The organism is Paenibacillus silviterrae (assembly GCF_030167925.1).
GTDB classification, from domain to species: domain Bacteria; phylum Bacillota; class Bacilli; order Paenibacillales; family NBRC-103111; genus Paenibacillus_G; species Paenibacillus_G silviterrae.
Genome location: NZ_JASKUT010000001.1, coordinates 1,409,572 through 1,434,130, shown reverse-complemented (window position 1 = coordinate 1,434,130; position 24,559 = coordinate 1,409,572). Strand labels below are relative to the sequence as shown.

Sequence of the window (24,559 nt, the reverse complement as noted above, 5' to 3'; positions counted from 1 at the left end):
ATGAAAACCAGGGATAGCAAGTTATTTCAGAAACAGGGACTTGTGTCTTTGTCTTCACTATTCGTATTATCGTCATTCATCACCGCGTGCTCTTCTTCGCCTCCATCTACGAATCCGACAGGTGAGGACGGAAAGACGACCGGTAAGACTACCGAGATTAAAATCATGGTGGATTATACCATTGCGCAGCCGCCTTCACCGGACAACTCGGTTCAGAAGGAGTTTGAAAAGAGAACGAATACGAAGCTGACGGTGCAATGGATACCGGGAGGAGATTATGGGGACCGCGTCAATGTCGCACTCGCTGCAGGGGACATTGCCGACTTAATAAAAATCCCGAGCGTGACTACACCGTTATTCCGTCAGATGGTGAAGCAGGGAGCCTTCTGGGATCTTACTCCCTATATAAAGGACTATCCCAATCTGATGGCCATGAATCCGAAGGTATGGAACAATACGAAGATCGACGGGAAAAATTACGGCGTGCCGGCCGGTCGGCCTCTGGACGGTGGAGGATTTTTCTCGATCCGCAAGGACTGGTTAGATAAGCTTGGATTGAAAATGCCGACGAACATGGATGAGCTTTATACGGCTATGAAGGCTTTTAAAGACAATTCACCGGATGGCAAAAAGGATACGACCGGATTCACCATGCGCGGCGCGTCGGCTATTGAAGAAGTATTTACCGGAACGGTCGGCAAGTGGAAGGAGAAGGACGGCAAGCTTGTGAATGTAAATCTCGAGCCGGAGGTGAGAGAGTCCATTGCCTATCAGCGCAAGCTCTACCAGGAAGGCCTTATCCCCCAAGACTTCCCTGTGCTGAAGGAAACCCAATATTGGGAGCTCGCTACAAGCGGAAGAGCCGGGGTAACCGTGGAAACCCCGGAAGCGCTGTTCCGCTATACTATGGACCAATGGAAAAAGGATCCGAAGGTCGAATGGACCCCTTTGGTTTCTTTGGCTCCTAAAGCGGGAAGCAAGCCCTTCGTTTCTCAAGCCTCGGGTATGAACGGGATTCTTGCGATACCGAAGAGTGTGCCTGAGGAGAAGATGAAGGCGATCTTGAATTTTATCAATTATGGCTCCGGCGGTGAAGGCTTGGATCTTACGTTATATGGAATAAAAGATGTCCATTACACTGTGACAGACGGTATGAAGGTTGCCAACGATAAGGCGGTATCCGATAGCGTAGGTACGGCTTCTTGGGGCAAAATGTTCAGTACCACGGTTGTAGATTTATGGCAATATGCAGCCGGCATGCCGAAGGAGACTTATCAGCGAAATATGAAAATAGCCGAGGAACGCAGCAAAATTTCCGTCGGGGATCCGACCATCGGCCTCGTCTCGGAAACAGAGCTGAAGCTGGGCGCCGATTATACGAAAAAAATTGCCGATCTGAAAACACAGGTGATTATCGGCAAGGTTCCGCTCGAGGAATGGGATAAGCTGGTCGATCAGCTGAAGAAGGATGCCACCTACCAGAAGATCATCGAAGAAATGAACGCGGAGTATCAGAAGCGTAAGTCGCAGTAGTAAAGCAATACATGCAGCTGGCGCTAAAGAGCTGGCTGCATTTTCTTTTTTTGTAATAAAACCGAAAATAATAATAGGAATATCGTAAAAAAATACATGTTAATCGTGGTAGTAATTGCTATAAAATACTATGTATGTATTTCGAAAGGGATATTCTTTAAGGAGTGAAGATCGATGGAGAGCAACAAGAAAATGTTATCGGGAATGACCGGCCGGAAAATCACTTCCTCACATGTATCAACGAATGGCAGTGACACTCACCGTGTACCTGATAAGTTATCCATTGTTCCTTCGGAACATGGTGTGAATATTTACGAAATATCGAATGATACGATTTCGATTACATCGGGCGATACCTATCTTTATACCGTTGATACGGCTCCAGGCGCAGGACGCACCACAATGACTATTAAAACTGTTGGCGAGCTTTTCAAGCAAATTACTTCCAAAACATCCAAACCTCAAACCTACGAGGTCAAGGCTGCAAACGGCACGCAAAAAGCGTTGAATGATCTGTTGGTGCAGGGAGATGTTGTAACTGTAATTGCCGATCATGAAGGCCACGATTATACGATTAACTTTATTAAAGGAGCGGTAAGAGGCAAGCTGCTGCTGGTTGACAGTGAAATCACAGCAGATACGTCATCCGACGTCGTTTTGAATTTTTTTGCGGGGATGAGAAGTCCGGCAACAGAGGTTGTAGTTAAGCTTCCAAAAGGTTTCGGAGTTACCATGGATAATGCGACGGTTAATGTGATCGGACGGGGTGATGTGAAGTTGTCCGAGCTTGCGCTCCAATCGATAGGCAGGGTGGGAGCAGGCTACCGGTTCCAGCAGGTGGGCACGGTCGCCATTGATAACCATCAGGATGGAAGTCAAGTCATGACGTTTAGGGGTCTAGATTTAAGACCAGACAATGGACAGGACCTTCAAATCACTTTCAAGAGCGTGAATCTTACGGAAGGAAACTATAGAATCGAAGCATCCTATACCACAACGGAGCCGGAAACAGTAACAAGTCCATGGAGTGAAGTTAACCTTCACGTAGTTAACACCATAAGCAGTTTCAAGAGAATAGTAGATAAAAGCTTGACTTACAAGGAAACACCCGACACCTATACTAAAGCGAGATTCAGCTGGAGTCATGCGAAACATGCCGATCTCATTCAATTGATGCAATCGACGGATAAGGGTGCCACATGGACAGTAAACGAGGTAAAGATTGATATACGAAGTGAACAGGTAGAGGTAGGCCATCTTACGCCGAATACGGAGTATTGGTTTAATCTTGTTGTTACCGGCGGCCTGAATAAGGGATATTCGAATATTGCCAAATTGTACACAGATAAATTCAATGCCAAGCAGATGGGCGCAAAGGGTGACGGGATCGCTGATGACACTGAGGCTATTAATGAGGCAATATCGTACTTGAATCTCCTGGGCGGCGGAACGCTGCTGTTTGAGAAAGGTACGTTTCACGTGAGAACCGTTCATCTCCAAAGCAATGTATACCTTTACGTTAATAAAGATGCTACCATAGCCGCATTAAGAGGGGGCGATGCCCCGGAGACGACTTATTTTTCGGATCAAGCTTATCGCTCCGGTACATCCCCAACGGACAGTGGTCCCTACGACGATCCTGAGAACTACTTGACCAAGCAGGATGTAGGCCATCATTACTTTAGAAACAGCATGTTTTTCGGTGAACGCATTGATAATGCTAAAATTATCGGTAACGGCAGAATTACTGGCAATGGCAATTTGGTGACTGGCGATAGAGTCATGAGCAATCCGCCGGACAACCGTACGGATAAGATGGTTACCGTGAAGCTGAGCACAAACTTTGAATTTGGCGGTTTGGACAACGGTCTGGACCTGTGGTATGAAGAGACGGATTCTCCTGCAACCGACGAACCTTACTATATTAAGAGTATTGATCCCGATGGCCACCACGAAGTCAGGGAAAAAGATATTAGCAACATGCTGAAAGTAGACCAGGCTGGACATTTTGCCTTGCTTGCAACCGGTACGGATCATATCAACACGCATGACTTTTATTACGATAAGGGGATCGGCGGCGGCGCCAGAGATGTGTTCGACTATATGCAATGCAGCTATGTTACAGCCAAAAACATTTACGCCAAAGGTGTTTCCGATGATATCGTAAAGCCGGGGAGCGACTGTTCTTTAGGCTACACAAGACCGGCAACGACGTATTTTGTCCGTAATATTATCGGTGACACGAATTGCAATTTGTTCCAAATCGGCAGTGAAACCGCCGACGACATAAAAAATGTGTATGTAGATAATATTTATGTTCTCGCAGGCAATAAGGCGGGATTTTCGATTTCCACTAATGACGGCGGTCATATCGAAAATATTTTCTTGAATTACGGCCAGACGGGTCCGATCCACCATAAGTCGGAAATGAGGCGTACTCGCGCTCCTTTCTTTATTTCTATCTCCAACCGGGGACGTGTCATTGGCGGTCAGGCCGAAAGAATGCAATTTGTGGAAAACGGCGTGGTAAGAGATGAGCTGTTGAGCACGAATGTCAATATCGGACGGGTACGAAATATCTATATCAAGGATGTGAATATCAAAGAGGTTTATCAAGGAAGTCAATATGTCGAACCTTCCAAACGATGGGTTCCTTACATTGACCAGCACAAGGCAACGCCGATCATTGCCGGTTATAGGGTGGGCAATGGCGGACCGTTGCTTCCGGACGGACGCAGCATAGGCTATATCGAGAATTTACATTTTGAGGATGTGGATGTTTTGGTAAAGGGAGGGCATACGTTAGCCGACTCGGAGATCAGTCCTCCGGAGCTGGGCGTCGGGAAGTACAATGTGGGCGACATTGGAATACAGCCCTCCTATGGCTTCTGGGCAAGACATGTAGACGGTCTTACCTTTACGAAGGTCAACGTAAATTTCGAGAATAATGATGACCGGTATGCCATTGTGTTGGACGATGTAAAGAACGCTGTGATGGACCGAATTCAAATGGTTAAAGGGAGCGGTAACGCGAATGTGATTCAGCTAAAACATTCAAGTCAAATCCAGGTTACTAATTGCTCCTACTACAAAAATACATGGGGCAGCGAGCTTACTCCACTCAAGGCTTTAAGCAATGTATCGGTGCCGGGTAGGATGACCCAATAGAGAACGATAGCCGACTAAACCTACTATTCCCGTTACACAATACGGTACATACATGAGAGGGTGACTTAGCATTTCGGAAAGCTTGGAGCGGAAAACCAGCAAATTATCCTTATGGCACTTGTCTTGGCCTATCGCTCTGGAAATGTTTCTAAATTTTCTGATGGGGACTGCCGATACCTTGATGGTCAGCAGGATTACGGATGACGCTGTTTCAGCCGTCGGGCTCTCAACCCAAGTGATGAACGCTATGAATGTCATGTTCATGATGATGAGTGCCGGGGCCGGCATTGTGATTGCACAAAAGCTGGGTGCGGGACAGACGGAGCAAGCCAAACGGACAGCCGTCGCTTCTCTAAAGGCGAATTTGGTTGTAGGGATCATGCTTAGTATCGTCATGTTTATTTGCGCCGAGGGGCTGCTAGGGCTCATGCAGACTCCCGAAGATATTCTTCCCACAGCCGTTGCCTATTTAAGTATGGTCGGCGCAGGAGCGTTCGTTATGTCGCTGCATGCCTCAATGACAGCCATCGTACGGAATACTGGAAATACTAAAGGCCCGATGTTGATTGTACTGGGGATGAATGCGCTTCACGTGGTGCTGAATTATATATTTATTTTCGGCCCCTTTGGATTGCCCCAGTTGGGTATCCTGGGCGTAGCGGTATCTACCGTAGCAAGCAGATTTGTTGCTTTGGTGTTCAGCTTTATACTGCTGCGACGTTCCTTTGAGCCCGGCTTAAGCAGATATGACTGGAAGGGCTGGGATCTGCCCCGGATGAAGGAAGTATGGCATGTCGGCTGGCCGATGTCCATCAACGCCGCCTCCTGGAACTATACGCAGACACTGATTTTCGCGGCCGTTGCCTCAATGGGCTCGGCCACACTCGCTGCATTTACTTATATGAGTACGGTTCAATCGTTGCCGTGGCTCGTAGGGATGTCCGTCGCTATGGCCTCCCAAATTCGTGTTGGCCATCTTTACGGAGCCCGTGATTATGACAACTGTTATCGGAGCGCTTATAGGGCTTTGTGGGGCGGATTAATTTATGTAACAGTCTGTACGATCGTTCTGGCGATCTTGGGTCAACGAGTGCTCGGCTGGTTCACCTCGGACACCGAGGTGCTCCGGATCGCGCTTCCGCTATTTCTCATCAACGTGTTGCTGCAGCCGCTAAAGATGGTCAATCAAGCCTTTGCCTTTTCCCTCAACGGAATAGGAGACACGCGTTATACGGCGCTGACCAACATGCTGTCGATGTGGTTTGTTGCGGCCGGCTTTACGTATTGGTTCGGCATCGCACTCGGCTTAGGTATTATCGGCGTATATTCAGCCATGATTTGTGACGAAGCCATACGAGGACTGCTGGTCGTCCACAGGTGGAAGAAAAGGGGGCGGCTTCCTTCGCCGGTGGAACGGGAAATATTTCGAGAAATACATTGACGGCAAATTGCAGATCCTAATCCTGCATGAATTTATTACAAAACCACTGCCTCCGGAGAAGAGCCGTTAGGCTCAAACACCGGAAGCAGTGGTTTTTATAATACGGGACCTTTCCCGCCGTCAACATTGATGGATGTACCTGTCACATAGGAAGCGGCATCTGAGACGAGAAACGCGATGACCTTGGCCGCTTCCTCCGTTTCTCCGACTCGTCCCAGAGGAATTTGATGTCTAGGGTCCCTAGAGTATTGTTCCCACGTCAGCTCCGGCGCCGTTCGTTTCCACGCCTTTTCAATTTGGTCGCTCCGAATGATTCCGATGCATACCGTATTCACGCGAATTTGATCAGGAGCGAGGTCTCTGCTCATCGCCTTCGTCAGCGCCTGACCCGCAGCACGGCTTACATTCGTTGGCAGTGAGGAAGCACCCGGCGCCTTGGCCGATGAAGTCGTTATATTGACAATAGCTCCACCGCCGGCTTCACGCATGTAAGGAAGTACGGCGCGCGAGCAATGTATGGACGCGAAGAGCTTCAAGTCCAAATCGTATGCCCAGAGCTCGGGCTCGACTTGCTCGAACGTTTTTGCCGCAGCTGTTCCCGCATTATTAATAAGAATGTCAAGCCGACCGTAATGCTCGTATGTTTGGTTCACCAGTCGGCGGCAATCCTCCGCAGAGGTCACATCGCCTTGCAAGTGCAATACCTCAGCCCCCGGTACCTCCCGAATTCGTGCTGCAGCAGCCTTCAACTGCTCCTCGTTTCTTGCGCAAATCGCCACCCTGGCTCCTTCCGTAGCAAGCGTCATAGCCGCAGCCAGGCCAATCCCTTTACTGCCGCCCGTGATGAGTGCAACCTTGCCCCGTAATCCAAGCTCCATACTCACAACTCCTTATCGCTTTATTCAGGAAAATTATAACACATTGAACGTCCGGCTATAGACTTTAACTGCCACGCAGTAAGCCGATCTCGTTTCTCTAATAAAACCGAAAAAACTCTTAGGTATATCGTAAATTATTTCATGCTCTTTTGACTCTAATAGTTATAAAATACTCTGCAAACAGCACAACGGTGGAAGTGATTGTCTCTGGATGTTATTCTCGCGGGAATTTTGGTTCACGCCGCAATAGAGTGCACTAGGACCAGTATGCTCGCCGATATCCTGAGGTTCGCCGCCGAAAGTGGTGTTTCATAGTGAATGGAGGAAAGGGGTACTTGATATGAAGAAGTATCGGTTAAAGGATTTACAGGATGTAGAAAGCGGGCATATTTTGCAACATATTTTGCCGGGAGAATATTTAAGCTCCGGGGGACTTGCCTTCACGAAGCCGGGTGAGCGCAGCCATACGAATGACGGACCGGGCGGCATCGACTTCCATGTTCACAAAGACTGTGAAGCATTTGTCGTCGTTCAGGGGAAGGGCTCCATCGAAATCAATCGCTCGTTTCATCCGATTACAACGGGGGACATCATCATCGTAGAGCCGGGTGAGGATCATCACGTTCATTCCAGCACGGAAGATCCGATTGTTACCCTGTGGTGCCACGCCGGCCCCGAGAGACATAAAAATCAAAGGGAAGCCTAATACGAAGGCAAGCTGCAAAGACAAAGACGTTATACCTATCATCCGGGGGGTTCATTGAAGAGCCAAGCCGTCGGGTGATTTCCCGTTTAAATTGCATGCGCTTTCATTCAAAGTTTGAACAACCACGAGGTTTGCCTAACTTTTGAGAGGAGAGGGTTACCATGGCACTAATGAAAGGGAAAAGAAATCGCTTTATCTCAATCAGCATGGCTTTATTATTAGGTGGCTGCAGCGGCGGCGGAGACACGATACCGCAACAAACTACGGAAGTCGCGAAAATCAGTACAGACCCGGTAACGGTGAAATTTGCGACAACCTCGGGACCTTTTAACGAGAAAGACTTTGCGCAATATGTGAAAGATCCCGTAGCGAAGAAATACCCTCATATAACTGTAGAATATATGAACATGTCGGAGAAAGGCTCTTCGCTAAACGAGCTGGTAGCGGCAGGCAACATCCCGGATATCGTGGTCGGTTACGGAGCAACGCTGAAGCAGCTGAAGGAGCTGCAGCTGTTCCACAACATGGAGCCTCTCATCAAAAAATATAATTTTGATCTGAACCGGATTCATCCGGAGATGCTGGAATACATCAAAGTCAATGGGGCCGTTGACTATTTGGGCGGTCTTCCGGCATATAACAACACGTTCGGTCTATTCTACAATAAAGGAGTATTCGATAAATTCGGCGTGCCCTATCCGAAGGATGGCATGACCTGGGAAGAAGTGGGCGATCTAGGCAAAAAAATAACCCGAGTTTACGACGGAACTCAATACCGCGGCTTTTTTCCGGACGGTGTAAACCGGATGATAAACCAGATTACACTCACACAACTTGATAAAAACGACAGATCGGCCCTGATGACAGAACCGTGGAAAAATGCCTTTGAGCTATGGGACAAAATTTACAATTATTCCGGTAATTCGGACGCTCCTTACAATACAATTAATTACGGCAACAACCAGCAGGCCTTCATAAAAGGGGAGCTCGCGATGATCACGGGTTACAGCTCGACCTTGAACGCACTGCGTCAGGCCCCGGATATGATCTGGGATGTTGTGACTTATCCTCAGCATAAGGATCATATGGGCTACAGCACAAATGTCGATTCTCCGAACATGTCCATCACGGAGCAAAGCAAGGTGAAGGACGCGGCATTCCTCGTCATTGAAACCGTGCTCTCCGACGAAGTACAGCTCCTTTTCTCTAAGAATGCGAAGATGTCCGTACTTAAAGACGATAAGGTCCAACAAGAGTTCGGCAAAGGCATCCCTGAGTTCCAAGGAAAAACGCTGAACCTGGTCAGCATGGTGAAGCTGAAACCCTCTGTGCCGCGAATTTCCCAATATCAAGGCAGCGATACGAACAAGATTGTTTCGGATGCCTATGAGGCCGTACTTCGGAAGGAAAAGGATATCAATACCGCCTTACGGGAGGCCGATGAGGCGCTCAATAAGCTGGTGGAATCGAAGAAAAAACAATAACTAGGGAGGATTTCATGTTAACTTTAGAACAACTAAAGAAACTCGACTCATCCGTTAGACTCTCTGATTGCTCAACGGCTAGCGCTACTGATGTGACTGTTGAGAAGGTTTGGTCGGATCATTTGTTAAGTACGGCTGTGATCAACTGTTCCGACCGGCCGCTGCGAATAAAAGAGATAGTCTTATTCTCCGGTGAAACACCGTATGCTCCGGATACTCCTTTTTACGGGGAAGGATACCAAATGCTTACGCAATACGGGGGAACGTTAGCGTCGCCGCATGTCATTGGAGCGTATGGAACGGACTGGGATTTTTTCCGTCTGCCGAGATCGCCGTTTCATGAAAACGTTTGGTCCGTCTATAACTTGTTGTTGCTCTCGCCGGAAAAGCAAGAACATCAGCTGCTAGCCTTTACGTCGTGCCATCGCTTTTCCGGTGAGATCAGGTTCAGAGGGTCGTATCTTGAGGTGATCATGGATACGGAAGATTTGACGCTGGCACCGGGAGGCTCGTGGAACCTGGAGGAATTCGTTTTCTCAACCGGCTCCGATCATAATGCGCTTTTTACGGAGCTCGCCGGACATTTGAACCGCAACCATCCTCGTATGCATTACCCGGAAATTCCAACGGGCTGGTGCTCCTACTATTGTCTGCGTCCAATGACAGCGGAGGGGTTTTATGACAATGCCCGTGCAATGAAGCAGCGTATTCCCGAGCTGAAGCGAATACAAATTGACGGTGGCTATGCGGCTGCAAACGGCGACTTCCTGATTCCAAGACCAGGACTTGGTGCCGATGTCAAGACGATCAGCGAAGGCATCCGGGCGAGCGGAATGGAGGCTTCCGGATATCTTTCACCTTTTATCGTTGAGCCAGGCTCAAGGCTTCGGCAGGAGCATCCTGACTGGCTGGTCAAAGATGAAGAGGGAAATCCGTATAACGTCATCGGGCAGAAAAAGAAGACTCCCGAAAAGCAATGGTATATGCTGGACAGCACTCATCCGGAAGCGCTGAATTATTTGCGATCCGTGGTCAGAACCATGCATGACGAATGGGGCTGGCGCTATTTCAAAATGGATTTCCTGCAGTACGGCGCACTACCGGGCATACGTTACGATAGAACCGTTACGCGAATCGAAGCGTTCCGCCGGGGCATCAAGGCGATTGTCGATGAAGTCGGGCACGACAGCTTTATTCTCGGCTGTAACGCACCGTTCTGGCCGCTGCTAGGACTTGTTCACGGCAACCGGATCACGAATGATATTGCTAGGGATTGGAAGCACGTGGGCGGTAACGCGAAGGAGCAGTTTCCACGGGGCTGGCAAAACGACACCTTGTGGTACAATGACCCGGACGTTGTCGTGCTTGAACGGGTCACCTTCAAATCGCAGACGATCAGTGGAGAATTCGTTGAAAAGCATTCCGACATCACCGATCAGGAATTCCAATTCCATAAAGCGGTCGTTTTGGCTTCAGGCGGTATGATTCTGAGTGGAGACCTCATTCCAAAGATGTCGGAGAGCAATATCAATGTGTTAAAAAAACTGCTGCCTCCGACGGGTAAGGCGGCCAAATTCGACGATTACAGCCACACTGTCGGGCGAATTGATCTAGGGGACCGCCAGGTGATCTGTGTTTTTAATTTTGATGATGAGCCAAAGGATTTTGAGATTCTCTTAGACGACGGAAGCCATCGACTACACGATTATTGGACGGATGAAGAGATCGGGGTGTACACGAATAGCATTCAGTTGAGAGGCTTGGATGCACATTGCGCCAAAGTACTTTATTATCATACGCCCTCTATGGAAGAAGCCAAAAAGATCTAGATAGGAATGGTTAGTTGAAGAACCGAGAGCATCCGCGTCATCGATCCCTTTGGCTTGCCATTGGCGACGTGAACGGAATCGACTTTTGGAACGAGCCGGCCGAGCGGCACGGGGAGCAGCTGCATCAGCGCTTTACCGAGCTTAGTGACGGACCGGTGTGCAGTGTCATCACAGCCCAAAATGTATGGGGAAGCTATAAGGGAAAGCCGCAAATCGACGAGACACGCACCATCACCATTTACAATACGCCGGCAGGAGAACGAATCGCTTATTTCTACAAAGGCGACCGAACAGGCACGGGTAGCTGCCAAGTACCAGGATTATATCCATCCGCCTAAGTCGGAGCTATTGGAATAAATGCATACTAAAGAGACGTTGTTTTCAACATCGTCTCTTTTTCTTATATCACACTCATATCAGGAAACCGTTTGCGGGCATACCTAATTCACTACTCGGTGCGGACAAAATGCCTGCGTCATGGACACCGACCACATCGCGATCGTCGAACCTATCAAACCTATCTGTCAAAAACATATGCTGGACAGCGGCGGAAGCGAACTTCTTTTTCGCATCCTGCTGAGAGATGATCCCACATCAAATCCACTCGCTTCGAAAATTTCTTCGAAAATTTCCTCGGTTTTCGTCCTGATACATATGGATTGATAAACAGACGCAAAATACTCCCACATTTGTAATCCATTTTTCGCTAGTCATTTACGCCAATTTACCTGATTGCTAGAAGTCTCCGTCCGTTCGAATTTCTTGTCTGTAATGTGACGGGGATTTGCCTGTCCAACGTTTAAACTGTCTGCTGAAATGGGCGATCTCACGGTACCCGAGCAATTCGGCCACATGGTCGATAGGGAGGTCTTGCTTTAGCAAATGTTTGGCCTTTTGAAGCATTAAGGACGAAAGGTATTGGCGCGGAGAAATATGGTAGCTCTTTTTAAAGACCCGATTACAATAGGAGAGACTGAAACCGAATTCCATGGCAATATCTTTGATTCCTATCCTCTCGACATCGGCCAGGCCATGTATGTGTGAATTTTTAACCAATTTGTCGATCCTGCTGGCTATATAAACGGCTAATTCATTGTTTTGCGGCTGTGCGTGCTCTACGCTTTCTTCCGATAAAAGTCCGTCGGCTATACTTCCGAATAATTGGAACAGCTCGGAAAGCATGAACATCCGATCCCGAACCTGTAAAGAATGAGGCAACTTCGAGAATTGTATCAATCGATTTAGCTGGGGAAGCACTCTCATAGTCATCTGAGAATGAGAAGGATAGAATGCCTGCCGGGAACGATTCAGCACAGAGAACAGCTGACTGTCATCAACTTGAAAATGCAGGCAGAAGTAAGTGAGCTCGTTTCCGTCGCCTGATCGATTAAAATGGATTTCACCGGGATGGATCAGGATTAAATCGCCTGCTTTCTGCTTGTAGGTTTTCCCGTTTATTGTGAAATCCTGGCATCCTTCCATTAGATAATTGATTTCGTATTGAAAATGCTCGTGCGAAGGGAAGAACCAATTTCCTTTAGCACGGCGTACATGCATGCTGAACAGATGGAGGTTGGTGTGAATATCCTTTGCAAAATATTCCTCTAAAGTAAACTCGCTTGGACGAGGCCTTTCCGTGCTGGCCACCTGGCTTCACCGCCTTCTTTTTATCGTGAGACCGGTATTAATTTGGGTAACTCGTATCTCAGTTTGGATATGTTGATTCTTGTTGTATCCATATACACTATGAGCATAACATCATTCATCCAGTTCATTCTAGCATGTAAACGGTTAAATGAGAACGGTTACAAGTTAAATTATGTTAATTATTTCACTGAAGGAGGAGGTATTCCATCAATTTTGGTACTCGCGCTTTTGGGTAACAAAGATACGAAAAAGAATGGATGAAATCGTTTGATTGACCTCAAGTCTATTTAAAAAAGTATTCGTAAAAACGATTTCATATCCTGGAAAAAGGGGCTGATTATGATAAATGGCACAAAGTCAAACAACCTTGAATGCCACTGCGGTAAACATGAAAGCGGCCAAGAAACAAGAGCGACTCAGACTACTTAAACAGATACGGCATGACTATCAATTGTATTTGATTGTTTTGCTGCCTGTTGCCTGGTTAATCATTTTTCAATATGTTCCCATGTATGGCCTCCAGCTTGCTTTCAAGAACTTCAGAATCATTGAAGGTATTTGGGGTAGTCCATGGGTCGGTCTTGATCATTTTGAGAAGTTTTTTAAGTCATACCAATTTCTCCGGGTATTAAAAAATACAATCGTTATTAGCTTATATGAGCTGGCTGCCGGATTTCCGCTTCCGATCATTTTGGCTTTAGCGTTGAATGCAACTTTAAGAACGAGATTCAAGCAAGCCGTTCAATTTATTACTTATATGCCTTTCTTTATTTCCACGGTTGTCATGGTCGGTATGATCCTGCAGTTTTTAAATCCCCGGATCGGGATTGTCAATACAGGGCTCGGTTTTTTTGGCCTTGAGCCGATCAATTTCATGGGAGACCCGAATTGGTTTAAGTCCATCTACGTGTGGTCCGGGATATGGCAGAGTACAGGATGGGGGACAATTATCTACCTTGCGGCGCTTTCCGGTATCAGCCAGGAGGTTCATGAAGCAGCAACGATTGACGGGGCAAGCCGATTCCAGCGAATCTGGCACGTTGACCTTCCGGGTATAATGCCCACGATTGTAACTCTGCTGATCTTAAATGCCGGTACGATAATGGGGATAGGCTTTGAGAAAATTTACTTGATGCAGAATCCGTTGAACATCAGCTCTTCGGAAGTGATATCCACTTATGTGTATTCGGTCAGCCTTGCATCCAGCGCTCCGGATTACGCCTATGCAACTGCCGTCGGCCTATTTAATTCCGTCGTAAATATGATCTTGCTTGTAATCGTCAACCAGATAGCCAAAAAAGTAGGAGAAACCAGTCTGTGGTAACAAAGGAGGCAGCAGCATGAGATCCAATAAAGTTGGACTTGCGAAATCGGATAAAATATTTTATTTGATTAATGATTTGATCTTGTTATTTGCGCTGCTGATCGTACTTTACCCGCTGATTTATGTATTCAGCGCTTCGTTTAGCGACAAGCTTGCCATCATATCCGGCAAAGTATTCTTATGGCCGGTTGACTTTTCTTTAGAAGGTTATATCGCCGTATTTAAAGATTCGCGAATTATGCCCGCCTACGGAAATACCATCTTTTACACGGTGGTCGGTACCACAATCAATGTAGTGTTGACGATCTTGGCCGCCTACCCGCTTTCCCGTAAAACGATGGTCGGCCGCAACTTGATCATGTACCTGTTCGCGTTTACGATGCTGTTTCACGGAGGGTTGATTCCCAACTACCTGCTGATGAAATCGCTGGGAATGATTGATACGAGGTGGGCGATGCTGCTCCCCGGCGCGCTTGCGGTTTGGAATATGATCATCGCGCGGACTTTTTTCCAATCCACCATCAGCCAAGAGCTCTATGAAGCTGCTGCCATAGATGGTTGCTCGCACATAAGATTTTTATGGAATATCGTACTGCCGCTTTCGAAAGCCATCATTGCAGTTTTGGTCCTGTTTTACGGAGTATCGCATTGGAATGCTTACTTTAACGCATTCATTTACCTAAAGAGTAAAGAGTTGTTCCCGTTACAGATCGTGCTAAGAGATATCCTTATTCAGAGCGAGATCGATCCGAGCAGCATTACGGATACGGAAACGATGACAAGAAAGCAAGGTTTGGCCGATTTGCTCAAATATTCCATCATCATTGTGGCAAGCTTGCCGGTATGGCTCGTTTATCCGTTCGTACAAAAGCACTTTGTCAAAGGTGTCATGATCGGCTCCATAAAAGGTTGACGGCAATAAATCGGCGTACTATAGAGGCATGCCATAGATAAGGCCGATTTCATTGTATATAGCACAAGATAACTGAAGGGAGAATGTATATGAGGAAAAGGGTGTTAAACCGAGTTTTGGTTCCGATGCTATCCGCTTCTATGCTCTTAACCGCTTGCAGCTCCGATAATGCGGCACAGCCAGGCAAGACGGAATCCAAGGAAGCGGCAAATCTGTCTGCGGCTGGCCAACTACCGATTTCTAAGGAAAAGATTAACATTACCGTAACCGTGCCTGCCAGTCCCTACGTGGTGTCATGGGAATATGGCAAAAATGAGTTTACGACTTGGCTGGAGGACCAGACTAATATCCATATTAATTGGAATCTCTACCCTGCAGCCGATGCCAAGACAAAGCTTAATTTGGAGCTTTCCTCCGGGGGCGATTTAGGTGACCTGGTTATGGGTAACTTCAGCCTTGACAACTCCATGGTGGCAACATATGGCTCCCAAGGACTTCTCCTCAATCTCAATAATTTAATTGAAAAACACGGTTCGAACCTGAAAAAAATGTATAGCGACTATCCCTCTATTAAACAGGCCACTACCGCACCTGACGGAAATGTATACGGAGTGCCTGAAGTAGGGGTCTGCTATAATTGCGACCGTGCGATGCGATTTTGGGTGAACAAAAATTTCCTGAAAACTCTGAACATGTCCGTGCCGACTACGACGGACGAGCTTTATAAGTATTTGAAGGCCGCCAAAGAAATGGACCCGAACGGCAACGGCAAGAAGGATGAAATCGGATTGGCCGGTTCACCGAAGAGCTGGTTTTCTAATGTCCATCAATTTATTATGAATGCATTCACTTACCATGACAGCAATGGCCTTTATGTGAAAGATGACAAAGTTGTTGCCGCTTATACGACACCTGAATGGCGGGAAGGTTTAAGATACCTGAATAAGCTGTCTAAAGAAGGGCTGATTGACCCGTCCTCGTTCACCAATGATGAACCTCAGTTGAGGCAATTGGTAGAGTTAAATAACGGGAATACCGTCGCTGCGGTTGGCAATGGCGGTCCGCACGCTTTTGCAGCTAACGATTCCACAAAATTCAATTATGAGATTGTACCTCCTTTGAAAGGGCCTAACGGTTTTCAAACGTCGTATTACAATGAGTATGGCATGGTTGGCGGATACCGGTTCGTCATTCCTGCCAAGAGCAAGCATCCTGAGGCAGTCATTAAGCTGATTGATTTTATGTATTCCCATGAAGCTTATTTGAGAGGCCGCTACGGCGTGCCGGGAGTCAACTGGGAAGTGCCTAAGGATGCGATTGCAGCGAACGGCGGACCTGCTCAGTTCAGGCTGATCGGCAAAGATTTGTGGGGACAGCCTCAGAATGCGCACTGGAGTGGTGCTAACGGAGGATGGCCGCCCTTCGGTTCCGATGCAAGAGAAGCATTGAAGTCCGGTTATGATTTGGAGGTCGAACTTTTCAAGGCGGCAAAAATGTATGACAAATACGCGCCGAAGGTTTCGGTGCCGAAGTTCTTCTTTAATCCTGATACTTCCAAACGACATAACGAATTGCAGACGGAGATTAAGAAACGGGTAGATGCTGCTACGGCTGACTTTATCGTAGGTAACCTGAACATCGAGAAGGATTGGGATAAGTTCCAGTCAGAGTTGAAGCAAATGGGTATTGATGAATACATTTCCATCATGCAAAAGGAATATGACGCGAAATGGAAGGGTTCCAAGAAATAAATTATCGAATGCGGCAGCGGGGGTTCATTGTCCCCGCTGTTATTTCTGGGAAGGAGCTGAGCATGTTGGATACGAAGGAAACGGCTGATCAGCTGCAAATGGAACGGAATGTGAGTGCAAAGATTCGCTCCATGAAAATCGGAGTGCAAGGCAGTTTTTACCCGGCGCCGGAAGAAATGCCCAAGGAAGACATCACGGAATGGCAAATGCGCAGGCTGGCCGCAATGGGATGTACGGTGCACCAAATCGGTTTCGGACATCTACCGGACGACCGCGGAAAGCTGCTTGAAATCAAAGCGCTAGCCGATTCACTGGGGATGGAACTGGAGCTTACGACCGCTGGCGCCTTCGGGGTAAGTGGTTCCTATGCGGATGCCGAAGAGAAGTCGCGATTCTTGAATGCGATCGACGCTGCTGCGCTTCTCCAAGTGCCGGTTGTACGAACCGGATACGGCCGGCTGAATGTCAAGACCAGCCGATTTAACAAGAGCATGAGCGTTCACGAGCATTTGGATTCCCTAGTTCCCTCTCTGCGTGAGGCGGGCAGAATCGCCGCCGACGCAGGCATAGCCTTGGCCGTGGAAAATCATTGCGATTTTACCGGGCGTGAGATGGTTTATTTGTTCGATAAAGCGAATATGCCGAATGTCGGAGCCGCTCTGGATACGGCTAATGGATTTACGGTGTTTTGCGATCCGCAGGAAGACATGGAAGCGCTGGCGCCTTATGCGTTTACGACCCATATGAAGGATATGGTCGTAGTCGATATGCCGGTGCGTGGCTACATACCGATGATTGCGCAGGGGTGCCGACTCGGGGAAGGACATGTCGATATATCTTCAGCCATCGATCTTCTCGCGAGGCATAGTCCCCGTGCCGAGGGGCTGCACTTGCTGATCGAGCCGGGATGGATGGTATGGGACCCAAATCGGGATCGACTGGACCAGGAGTACGAATATTTCGAGCATGGTATTCGGTATATCCAAGGCTTAATTGAAGAGAAGATACAGGATGCGGAGGGGATCTTATGAAGAGGCAAAACATTCGGATCGGGCACACAGCCATTACCTGGGATAACAAAGAGGTGGAGCAAGCCGCATCAGCCATCGGTTCGTGCGGCTATTGGGGTTCGGAAACGTTCGGTTGGGTACTGGAGGAATGGGAACGAAGCAGCCGAAGCCTGCTGGAAGTATTTGAGCGCGCCGATTTGCAATTGACGTCCTTATATTGCCATTTGGATATCGTGGATGCAAGCAAACGGGAAGAAGGTATTCAACAGGTCATGGATTGGGTCCGGCTCTACCAAAAATTTAACGGTCCTGTGATCGTCATCGGCGGTACAATGCTGCAGCGCAGCGGCTTTACCATCTCAGAGCATTTGCTTAATATGAAAACGACCATAAACGAGCTTGCCAAACGGATTGCGGATGAAGGGCTGCTTTGCTGCTTCCACCCTCATACTGGAACACCTGTTGAAACAGAGGATGAAATTCACCGGGTCATGAACGCCGTTGATTCGAGAGTTGTCCATTTCGCGCCGGATCTTGGTCAAATTTCCAAGGGGGGCTCGGATCCGTTCGAGTTTATAAAAGAATACTATGAGCTGATCCGCATGGTTCACATTAAGGATTATATCGGGGGCCCGGTCGAACGTGATGCGGAAGGGCGAGAAATTGATAAGACCGGTTTCCTCGGGTATACGCCGCTAGGCATGGGGGTTGTTGATATTAAGGGTATCCTTGAATATTTGGAAGAACGCAAGTACAGCCATTATGCGATGGTAGAGCTTGACGGCAATCAATGGAGCGCAACGCGCAAAGGCAACCCGATGATGCCGCAGCTTGAAGCGATTCAAACCAGCAAGCGGTATTTGGAGCAGCTGGGGTACGACAACTTTCGAACAGTGTAACGAAAGGGGCTGGAACGATGGGGACAAATCGAAAAGTGTTGGTGACCGGTGGAGCGGGGAAATTGGCTCGCTATACGATCGAATATTTGCTGGGGCGCCAATATCAAGTGACGGCATTTGATGCGGTATCGCCCGATTCCGAGACGTTCCCTAAGGAGGTTAAGTTTGTCAAAGGCAATTTAACCTCGCTCGAGGATAATATGCGTGCGATACACCTGTCCGATGCGGATGCCATTATTCATCTTGGGGCCATTACGTATGATACGACGCTGCAGCCCGGACGCGCCGGAATCCAGAGGATGCCGGAAGACGAGACCATGCGTGTCAACACAATGGGAACTTATTATCTGATGGATGCGGCACGCCGTTTCCATGTGAATACCGTAGTTGCCGCCTCCTCTTACTATGTGCTGGGACTCGGCTTCCGAATCAGCAATAAGCCTTTCCAGGTCGAATATTTACCTATTGATGAAGAACATCCGCTGCGGCCGGAGGATTCCTACAGCCTTTCTAAGCTCATCAACGAGGAAATTTTGAAGGCGTTCGGATTGGCGTACGGGATTCGTACCGTCGCATTCCGCCTTAATGGGGTGGATTATCCGTTCCAGCGTCACATGTACAAATACAATATCACACCTGAAGCGCGTCCAAATCACGTGGGCGGGCCGATCGGCACGACGCATCAATATATCGATCCTCGCGATGCGGCACAAGCGTTCGCATTGGCGCTGGAGGCGACGGGTCTCGATTTGTTTGAAGCGTTCTACCTGCATACGGACAGCAGGCACTGGGAGGATACGAAAACAGTCGTCGAACGCCACTGGCCGGATCTAAAGGAGATGGCCGTCAATTTGGAAGGGGCGGAAGGCTTGATTACGTGCCGGAAGCTGAGAGAGAAGCTAGGCTATGTACCGAAGTATTCCTGGCGGAATCCGCAGGAGGACTTCTAATAAGAGATGCCACAAATGCTATAGCGAGGAAGTAATGAACGGGAGGATCAAGTATGCTTAGAGTAGTGAAAGTTGAAAACGGCATAGTTCAGGGGCTTCCGGCGGCCGATCCCCGTATAACAAGTTTCAAAGGCATTCCATTTGCCGCACCGCCCGTAGGCGAAAACCGCTGGCGTGCCCCACAGACCGTAAAAGATTGGGATGGTATGTTGAAAGCATACGATTTCGCGCCGGTTTCGATGCAGGTTAGGCAAAAGATCGACGTAAATAACATCTATACCAGGGAATGGGCAGTGGACCCGGACATCCCCATGGATGAGGACTGCCTCTACCTGAATGTATGGACTCCGGCAAACTGTCCCGACGAGAAGCTGCCGGTTTTTGTATGGTACTTCGGCGGCGGTCTGCAGGTCGGTCACACGGCTGAGATGGAGTTTGACGGCGAGCGTATCGCCCGCAGGGGCATCGTGGTAGTCACGATTAACTATCGGCTGAACGTGTTCGGATTTTTATGCCATCCTGACATAACGGCGGAAGCTCCGGAAGCTCCCGCAAACTTCGGCCACCTTGATCAGCAGTTCGCTACGCAATGGGTCAAGCGCAATATCGCGTCTTTTGGCGGCGATCCCGACAACATTACAATCGGCGGACAATCTGCCGGCGGTGGAAGTGTCATGAGCCAGCTCACTTCGCCTCAGAACGAAGGCCTCTTCCAGAGGGCAATCATTCAGAGCGGTGCCATAACGCCGCTATACCCTGGAGGCCGCATGCCGAGGGGGAGGCGCATTCTGGCGGAAGCCGAACAAGATGGCGTGAATTTCTTTGAGTTTCTTGGAGTTTCCTCCCTTGCAGAGGCCCGGAAGCTTGATGCGGAATATCTCCGCGACAAGATGCTGGAATACAATAAGGGGTTCGGGTTCTGGGGAACTGTTATTGATCATGTGTTCAGCGTAGGCATCGCATATGATCTATTCCTTGAAAACAAGCGCTGGAAGGTACCGGTGCTTTGGGGTCACACCTCCTCCGAATTTTTCAGTGTTCCGAATGTCAAGACACATGGGGAGTTCCGACAATTAGCTGTGGAAATGTTTGGAGATGATGCCGATGAGTTTCTTGCCCTTTGCCATGCAGAATCGGACAACATAGACGAAGTAGTGAACAATGCTTCCGTGAGCAGCTTCGAATATGCAATCCGGATTGCCGCACAGGCCAATGCGGATACCGGAGCCAATATCCCGCTGTATTATTACAATTTTGATGCGGAAATACCGGGATGGGATAACCCCGGAACATTCCACTCGGTGGATCTCTGGTTCTTCTTTGAGACTCTCGCCAAATGCTGGAGGCCTTTTGTCGGCAAACATTATGATCTTGCCCGCCAGATGTGCAACTATTGGGCAAACTTCATCCGTTCCGGAGATCCGAATGGTAAAGATTCCACAAGTGAGGATATGCCGCTGTGGGAGCCCTACACTCCCGAGGCGCCGTACGGAATGGTTTTCAAGGATAAATCCGAGTTTGTCAGGATACAACCGAGTGATGTAATGATTTTCCTTGTTAAACAATATTTCAAGAAAAACAAGAGGAATCATCTATGGAACTAGTTAACGGTGATTATACCCTGAGCTTTATCAAAACGGGGGGGCCAAAATATGAAAATAAATGAAATTAGAACATATTTAGTATCTACAATCAGACAGAATTGGCTATTTGTTAAGGTTTTGACGGATGAAGGGGTGTACGGCTGGGGTGAGGCCAGTGTTGAAGGACAGGAGAAAGCGGTTGAACAGAGCATTCATGTTTTGGCGGAGCGCAGTGTGATTGGAGAAGATCCCCGCAATATCGAAAAGATCTGGCAGAAGATGTACCGCCACGGCTTTTGGAAAGGCGGTTTTATCTATATGTCTGCGATTAGCGGGATTGATCAGGCATTGTGGGATATAAACGGCAAGATATATAATGTACCGGTATACATGCTGCTTGGCGGAGCAGTACGTGACAAAGTCCGCATCTATACGCACGCAGGCAATGCGGAATCCGCGCGGAAGGCAATTGAAATGGGTTTTGACGGGATTAAAACGGGAGGCGGAAAGCCCGGAGCTCTTTATGACCCGGAATCCAGTATCGAATTTCTGGATGAGAATCTGGCAGCTATCCGTAGTGCGATAGGCAAAGATAAAGTCCTCTGTATTGACAATCATGGCCAGGGGGTACCGACTGAAGCAATCAAGCAAATCGAGGTAGCGGCCAAACACAACATCTACTTCTTCGAGGAACCAATTCCCCCTGAAAACTCCGCCGCATATAGAAGAATCCGCGAAAACTCATGTAAAGTTCCCATAGCAGCCGGCGAACGACTTTTTAGCCGATTTGAGTACCGAGAGGTCGTCGAAAACCAGCTGTTCGATTTCGTACAGCCCGACATTTGCCACTGCGGGGGCATTACGGAGATTCGTAAAATCGCTTCCATGGTGGAACCCTATCATATCAAGTTTGCACCCCACAACCCGAATGGGCCGGTTGCAACGGCAGCAAGTCTGCACGTTAGCGCTGCCATTCAAAACTTCGCTATCCTGGAGTTTGCAGCCCATTCCGTTTATGCACGACCGGACATCTACAATATTTCGCTTAAGCCTGAAAACGGGTATTTTTCTTTGCCGAAAGGCCCTGGCCTAGGGATCGAACTAAATGAAGAGGCGTTTGAAAAATATCCATACACATCTAAGCAGTATATCCCATGTTATAGCCTCGATGGAAGCGTCGCAGAAATTTAGAAAAGCTATATGACAAATGGTCATAAGACGAAAATGGTAATTGCCATAGAGAAAGAAGCTCATCGGATACGCTGATGAGCTTTTCTTGGTGTCTAAAAGCAATGATTGCTATATCCATACTCCTATTTTCAGGGATGATGCTACAACGATAATAGGGACGACGCCGATGCCGGCCTACTTTTTGTCGGTACCGGATTTCGATTGCTGCTCTGTAAATACGGCCAAGTAAGTAACCTCATCGGAAAGGGGGATCACTGTATGCTCCTCCATCGAGTTGAAATGCAGGCTGTCGCCGGCATGCAGCTCGTATTCGGAGCTGCCCACTCTGTATCTCATGGAACCCGATAGGACATAAATAAACTCCTCACCTTCATGCGAGAAAACTTGGTTGTTGATCTGGCCCTTGCGGGCAACAAAATAATACGGCTGCAGTATTTTGTTATGAATGCCGGAAGCAAAGGCGAAGAAGGAATAGCCCTTGCTGGTCGTGATCCAGTTGGCGGGATTCTCACGCTGGCTGCTGCTGACCATCACCGTTTCATGACCGGGCTGTACCTCGAGCAGGTCCGATACTTTGACGCCAAGTGCATTGGCGATTTTCATCAAGGTAGAAACCGCGGGCATGGTGCTCCCGCTTTCAATCTTCGAAAGGAGGCTCTTACTAAAGCCGCAAACCTGTGCGATCTCGTCCTGGCTTCGCTTCTGTTCTTTACGGATTAATCGAATACGTTTACCTAGATCCATAAGGTCCCCTCTCAAGAAAATAAGTATCACAATTTAATATAGTTCAATTCAGTTGAATTATCAAACGGTGGGAGCCAGTTCCATGCTGTGTTGAAAAATATGCTTGGTAACAAGGGAAATATGCCAAGAAAATATTTGGAAAGCATGCTTAATGGATTTCAGAGAGCCAGAGCAACCTTTAGTACATTTCAACCATGTTGAATATAGTTTAACCAAATATATTTTATGTGCATATTGTTGAACGGACCCGCGTAGGATGTGTTGAAGTCAGATTCGCAGAAGGAGGGGATACGATGGGAAGCACCATTGGTGTGATCGGTGCCATGGATACGAAGGGCCCGGAATTCGAGTATGTGAAGCAGCAGATCGAGGCCCGCGGACATCGCACGCTTGTAATCGATACTGGCGTCATTGACGAGCCACAGTTGAAGCCGGATGTTGGGAGAGATCGGGTTGCCGCTTCAGGGGGGACACCAATCGAGGAGTTGGTTAAGCGCCGGGATCGCGGGGAAGCGATGACGGTCATGGCTGCCGGTGCGGCCGCCGTTGTCCGCGAGCTTTATGAGGCGGGAGCCATCCAAGGCATCATCGGCATGGGAGGAACGGCCGGTACCACCGTCGCCAGCAGTGCTATGAGGGCATTGCCGATCGGATTTCCGAAGGTGATCGTATCGACGGTTGCTTCAGGGGATACAAGCGGCTATGTGGGCACAAAGGACATTCTCCTGTTTCCCGCGATCGTCGACGTATCCGGTGTGAACCGGATCAGCCGGGCGGTGTTCACCCGGGCGTCCGGCGCGGTCTGCGGCATGGTAGAATCCACAGTGGCTTCCGGAGCCGATAAGCCTATGATCGCAGCCAGCATGTTCGGCAATACGACCGCCTGCGTGGAACGGGCAAGAACGAGCTTGGAGACAAATGGTTACGAGGTGCTCGTATTTCACTGCACAGGAACCGGAGGCCGAACACTCGATAGCTTAACGGAGGGCGGATACATAAACGGGATTCTAGACATAACTACGACAGAATGGGCGGATGAAATCGCAGGCGGTGTATTCGCTGCAGGCCCGGAGCGGGGTGATGGGGCTGCTGCCCGGGGCATTCCACAGGTCATCGTCCCCGGCTGTGTGGATATGGTCAATTTTCACGCGCGTAGCACCGTGCCACAACGGTATGCGGACCGTAATTTATACGAATGGAATCCCAATGTTACACTAATGAGAACGACGGAAGAGGAGAATGCGGTGATCGGCCGTATCTTAGCTGACAAAGCGAATGCAAGCAGCGGTCCCGTTGCGTTTCTTATTCCATTACAAGGTGTATCGATTCTGGACAGTCCGGGCCAGCCCTTCTGGAATCCGGAGGCCGACCGGGCGTGCTTCGACGCCATTAAGCGATACGTAAAGCCTGAAATTCTTGTATACGAGCTGGACTGCAACATCAATGCGCCTGAGTTCGCGGACAAAGCGGTACAGCTGCTGCTATCCATGCTTACTCAAACAAAATAA

At 48.5% G+C, this 24,559-nt stretch carries 19 protein-coding genes; 16 read left to right on the top strand and 3 right to left on the bottom strand.

Annotation, left to right across the window (positions count from 1 at the left end; genetic code table 11):
* The 3 genes from QMO62_RS06170 to QMO62_RS06160 all read left to right on the top strand — a co-directional run bounded on the left by QMO62_RS06170 (position 1) and on the right by QMO62_RS06160 (position 6,142).
* Positions 1 to 1,533: an extracellular solute-binding protein gene (locus QMO62_RS06170; protein ID WP_284639441.1), complete on the top strand. Its 1,533-nt coding sequence runs from the start codon at positions 1 to 3 to the stop codon at positions 1,531 to 1,533.
* A gap of 174 nt (positions 1,534 to 1,707) precedes the next feature.
* On the top strand, positions 1,708 to 4,701 hold the full coding sequence (locus QMO62_RS06165; RefSeq protein ID WP_284639438.1) for a glycosyl hydrolase family 28-related protein: 2,994 nt from the start codon (positions 1,708 to 1,710) through the stop codon (positions 4,699 to 4,701).
* 118 nt (positions 4,702 to 4,819) lie between these two features.
* Entirely contained in the window at positions 4,820 to 6,142 is a 1,323-nt protein-coding gene (locus tag QMO62_RS06160; RefSeq protein ID WP_284639436.1) for an MATE family efflux transporter, read from the top strand.
* Between the two features lie 95 nt (positions 6,143 to 6,237).
* On the opposite strand, the gene QMO62_RS06155 is transcribed toward QMO62_RS06160, so the two are convergent.
* A complete protein-coding gene (locus tag QMO62_RS06155; protein ID WP_284639434.1) occupies positions 6,238 to 7,020 on the bottom strand; it encodes an SDR family NAD(P)-dependent oxidoreductase in 783 nt (260 codons plus the stop codon).
* 340 nt (positions 7,021 to 7,360) lie between these two features.
* Here QMO62_RS06155 and QMO62_RS06150 point away from each other — a divergent pair, with 340 nt between their 5' ends.
* From QMO62_RS06150 to QMO62_RS06135, 4 genes are all read left to right on the top strand, one after another.
* Entirely contained in the window at positions 7,361 to 7,726 is a 366-nt protein-coding gene (locus QMO62_RS06150) for a cupin domain-containing protein (RefSeq protein ID WP_284639432.1), read from the top strand.
* 206 nt (positions 7,727 to 7,932) lie between these two features.
* Positions 7,933 to 9,210: an ABC transporter substrate-binding protein gene (locus tag QMO62_RS06145; RefSeq protein WP_284639430.1), complete on the top strand. Its 1,278-nt coding sequence runs from the start codon at positions 7,933 to 7,935 to the stop codon at positions 9,208 to 9,210.
* Between the two features lie 242 nt (positions 9,211 to 9,452).
* Entirely contained in the window at positions 9,453 to 11,039 is a 1,587-nt protein-coding gene (locus tag QMO62_RS06140) for a glycoside hydrolase family 36 protein (RefSeq protein ID WP_284639428.1), read from the top strand.
* A 14-nt stretch (positions 11,040 to 11,053) separates the two neighbouring features.
* The gene (locus QMO62_RS06135; RefSeq protein WP_284639426.1) at positions 11,054 to 11,377 is read left to right on the top strand and encodes a DUF6807 family protein; all 324 of its coding nucleotides are present in this window, start codon (positions 11,054 to 11,056) and stop codon (positions 11,375 to 11,377) included.
* Positions 11,378 to 11,774: 397 nt separating this feature from the next.
* Here QMO62_RS06135 and QMO62_RS06130 read toward each other — a convergent pair whose 3' ends face one another.
* Positions 11,775 to 12,686, bottom strand: a complete 912-nt coding sequence (locus QMO62_RS06130) for an AraC family transcriptional regulator (RefSeq protein WP_284639424.1) — start codon at positions 12,684 to 12,686, stop codon at positions 11,775 to 11,777.
* 346 nt (positions 12,687 to 13,032) lie between these two features.
* On the opposite strand from QMO62_RS06130, the gene QMO62_RS06125 reads away from it, so the two are divergent.
* From QMO62_RS06125 to dgoD, 8 genes are all read left to right on the top strand, one after another.
* Entirely contained in the window at positions 13,033 to 14,010 is a 978-nt protein-coding gene (locus tag QMO62_RS06125) for an ABC transporter permease (RefSeq protein ID WP_284639422.1), read from the top strand.
* A gap of 16 nt (positions 14,011 to 14,026) precedes the next feature.
* Positions 14,027 to 14,923 carry a carbohydrate ABC transporter permease gene (locus QMO62_RS06120; protein WP_284639420.1) on the top strand — a complete coding sequence of 299 codons (897 nt, stop codon included), beginning with the start codon at positions 14,027 to 14,029 and terminating at the stop codon, positions 14,921 to 14,923.
* A gap of 125 nt (positions 14,924 to 15,048) precedes the next feature.
* The gene (locus tag QMO62_RS06115) at positions 15,049 to 16,674 is read left to right on the top strand and encodes an extracellular solute-binding protein (protein WP_284639418.1); all 1,626 of its coding nucleotides are present in this window, start codon (positions 15,049 to 15,051) and stop codon (positions 16,672 to 16,674) included.
* A 62-nt stretch (positions 16,675 to 16,736) separates the two neighbouring features.
* Entirely contained in the window at positions 16,737 to 17,705 is a 969-nt protein-coding gene (locus QMO62_RS06110; RefSeq protein ID WP_284639416.1) for a sugar phosphate isomerase/epimerase family protein, read from the top strand.
* Positions 17,702 to 18,583 (top strand): sugar phosphate isomerase/epimerase family protein, encoded by an 882-nt coding sequence (locus tag QMO62_RS06105; RefSeq protein WP_284639413.1) that lies wholly within the window; start codon positions 17,702 to 17,704, stop codon positions 18,581 to 18,583. The genes QMO62_RS06110 and QMO62_RS06105 overlap by 4 nt, the downstream gene beginning before the upstream one ends.
* Positions 18,584 to 18,600: 17 nt before the next feature.
* Complete coding sequence (locus tag QMO62_RS06100; protein ID WP_284639411.1) at positions 18,601 to 19,533, top strand: NAD-dependent epimerase/dehydratase family protein; 933 nt, start codon at positions 18,601 to 18,603, stop codon at positions 19,531 to 19,533.
* 53 nt (positions 19,534 to 19,586) lie between these two features.
* Positions 19,587 to 21,137: a carboxylesterase/lipase family protein gene (locus tag QMO62_RS06095; protein ID WP_284639410.1), complete on the top strand. Its 1,551-nt coding sequence runs from the start codon at positions 19,587 to 19,589 to the stop codon at positions 21,135 to 21,137.
* A 48-nt stretch (positions 21,138 to 21,185) separates the two neighbouring features.
* Positions 21,186 to 22,307 carry a galactonate dehydratase gene (gene dgoD, locus QMO62_RS06090; protein ID WP_284639408.1) on the top strand — a complete coding sequence of 374 codons (1,122 nt, stop codon included), beginning with the start codon at positions 21,186 to 21,188 and terminating at the stop codon, positions 22,305 to 22,307.
* Positions 22,308 to 22,481: 174 nt separating this feature from the next.
* Here dgoD and QMO62_RS06085 read toward each other — a convergent pair whose 3' ends face one another.
* Positions 22,482 to 23,051 (bottom strand): helix-turn-helix domain-containing protein, encoded by a 570-nt coding sequence (locus QMO62_RS06085; RefSeq protein WP_284639406.1) that lies wholly within the window; start codon positions 23,049 to 23,051, stop codon positions 22,482 to 22,484.
* A gap of 293 nt (positions 23,052 to 23,344) precedes the next feature.
* Between QMO62_RS06085 and QMO62_RS06080 the strand changes: the two genes are divergently transcribed.
* Positions 23,345 to 24,559, top strand: coding sequence for a Tm-1-like ATP-binding domain-containing protein (locus tag QMO62_RS06080; protein ID WP_284639404.1), 1,215 nt, complete (start codon positions 23,345 to 23,347; stop codon positions 24,557 to 24,559).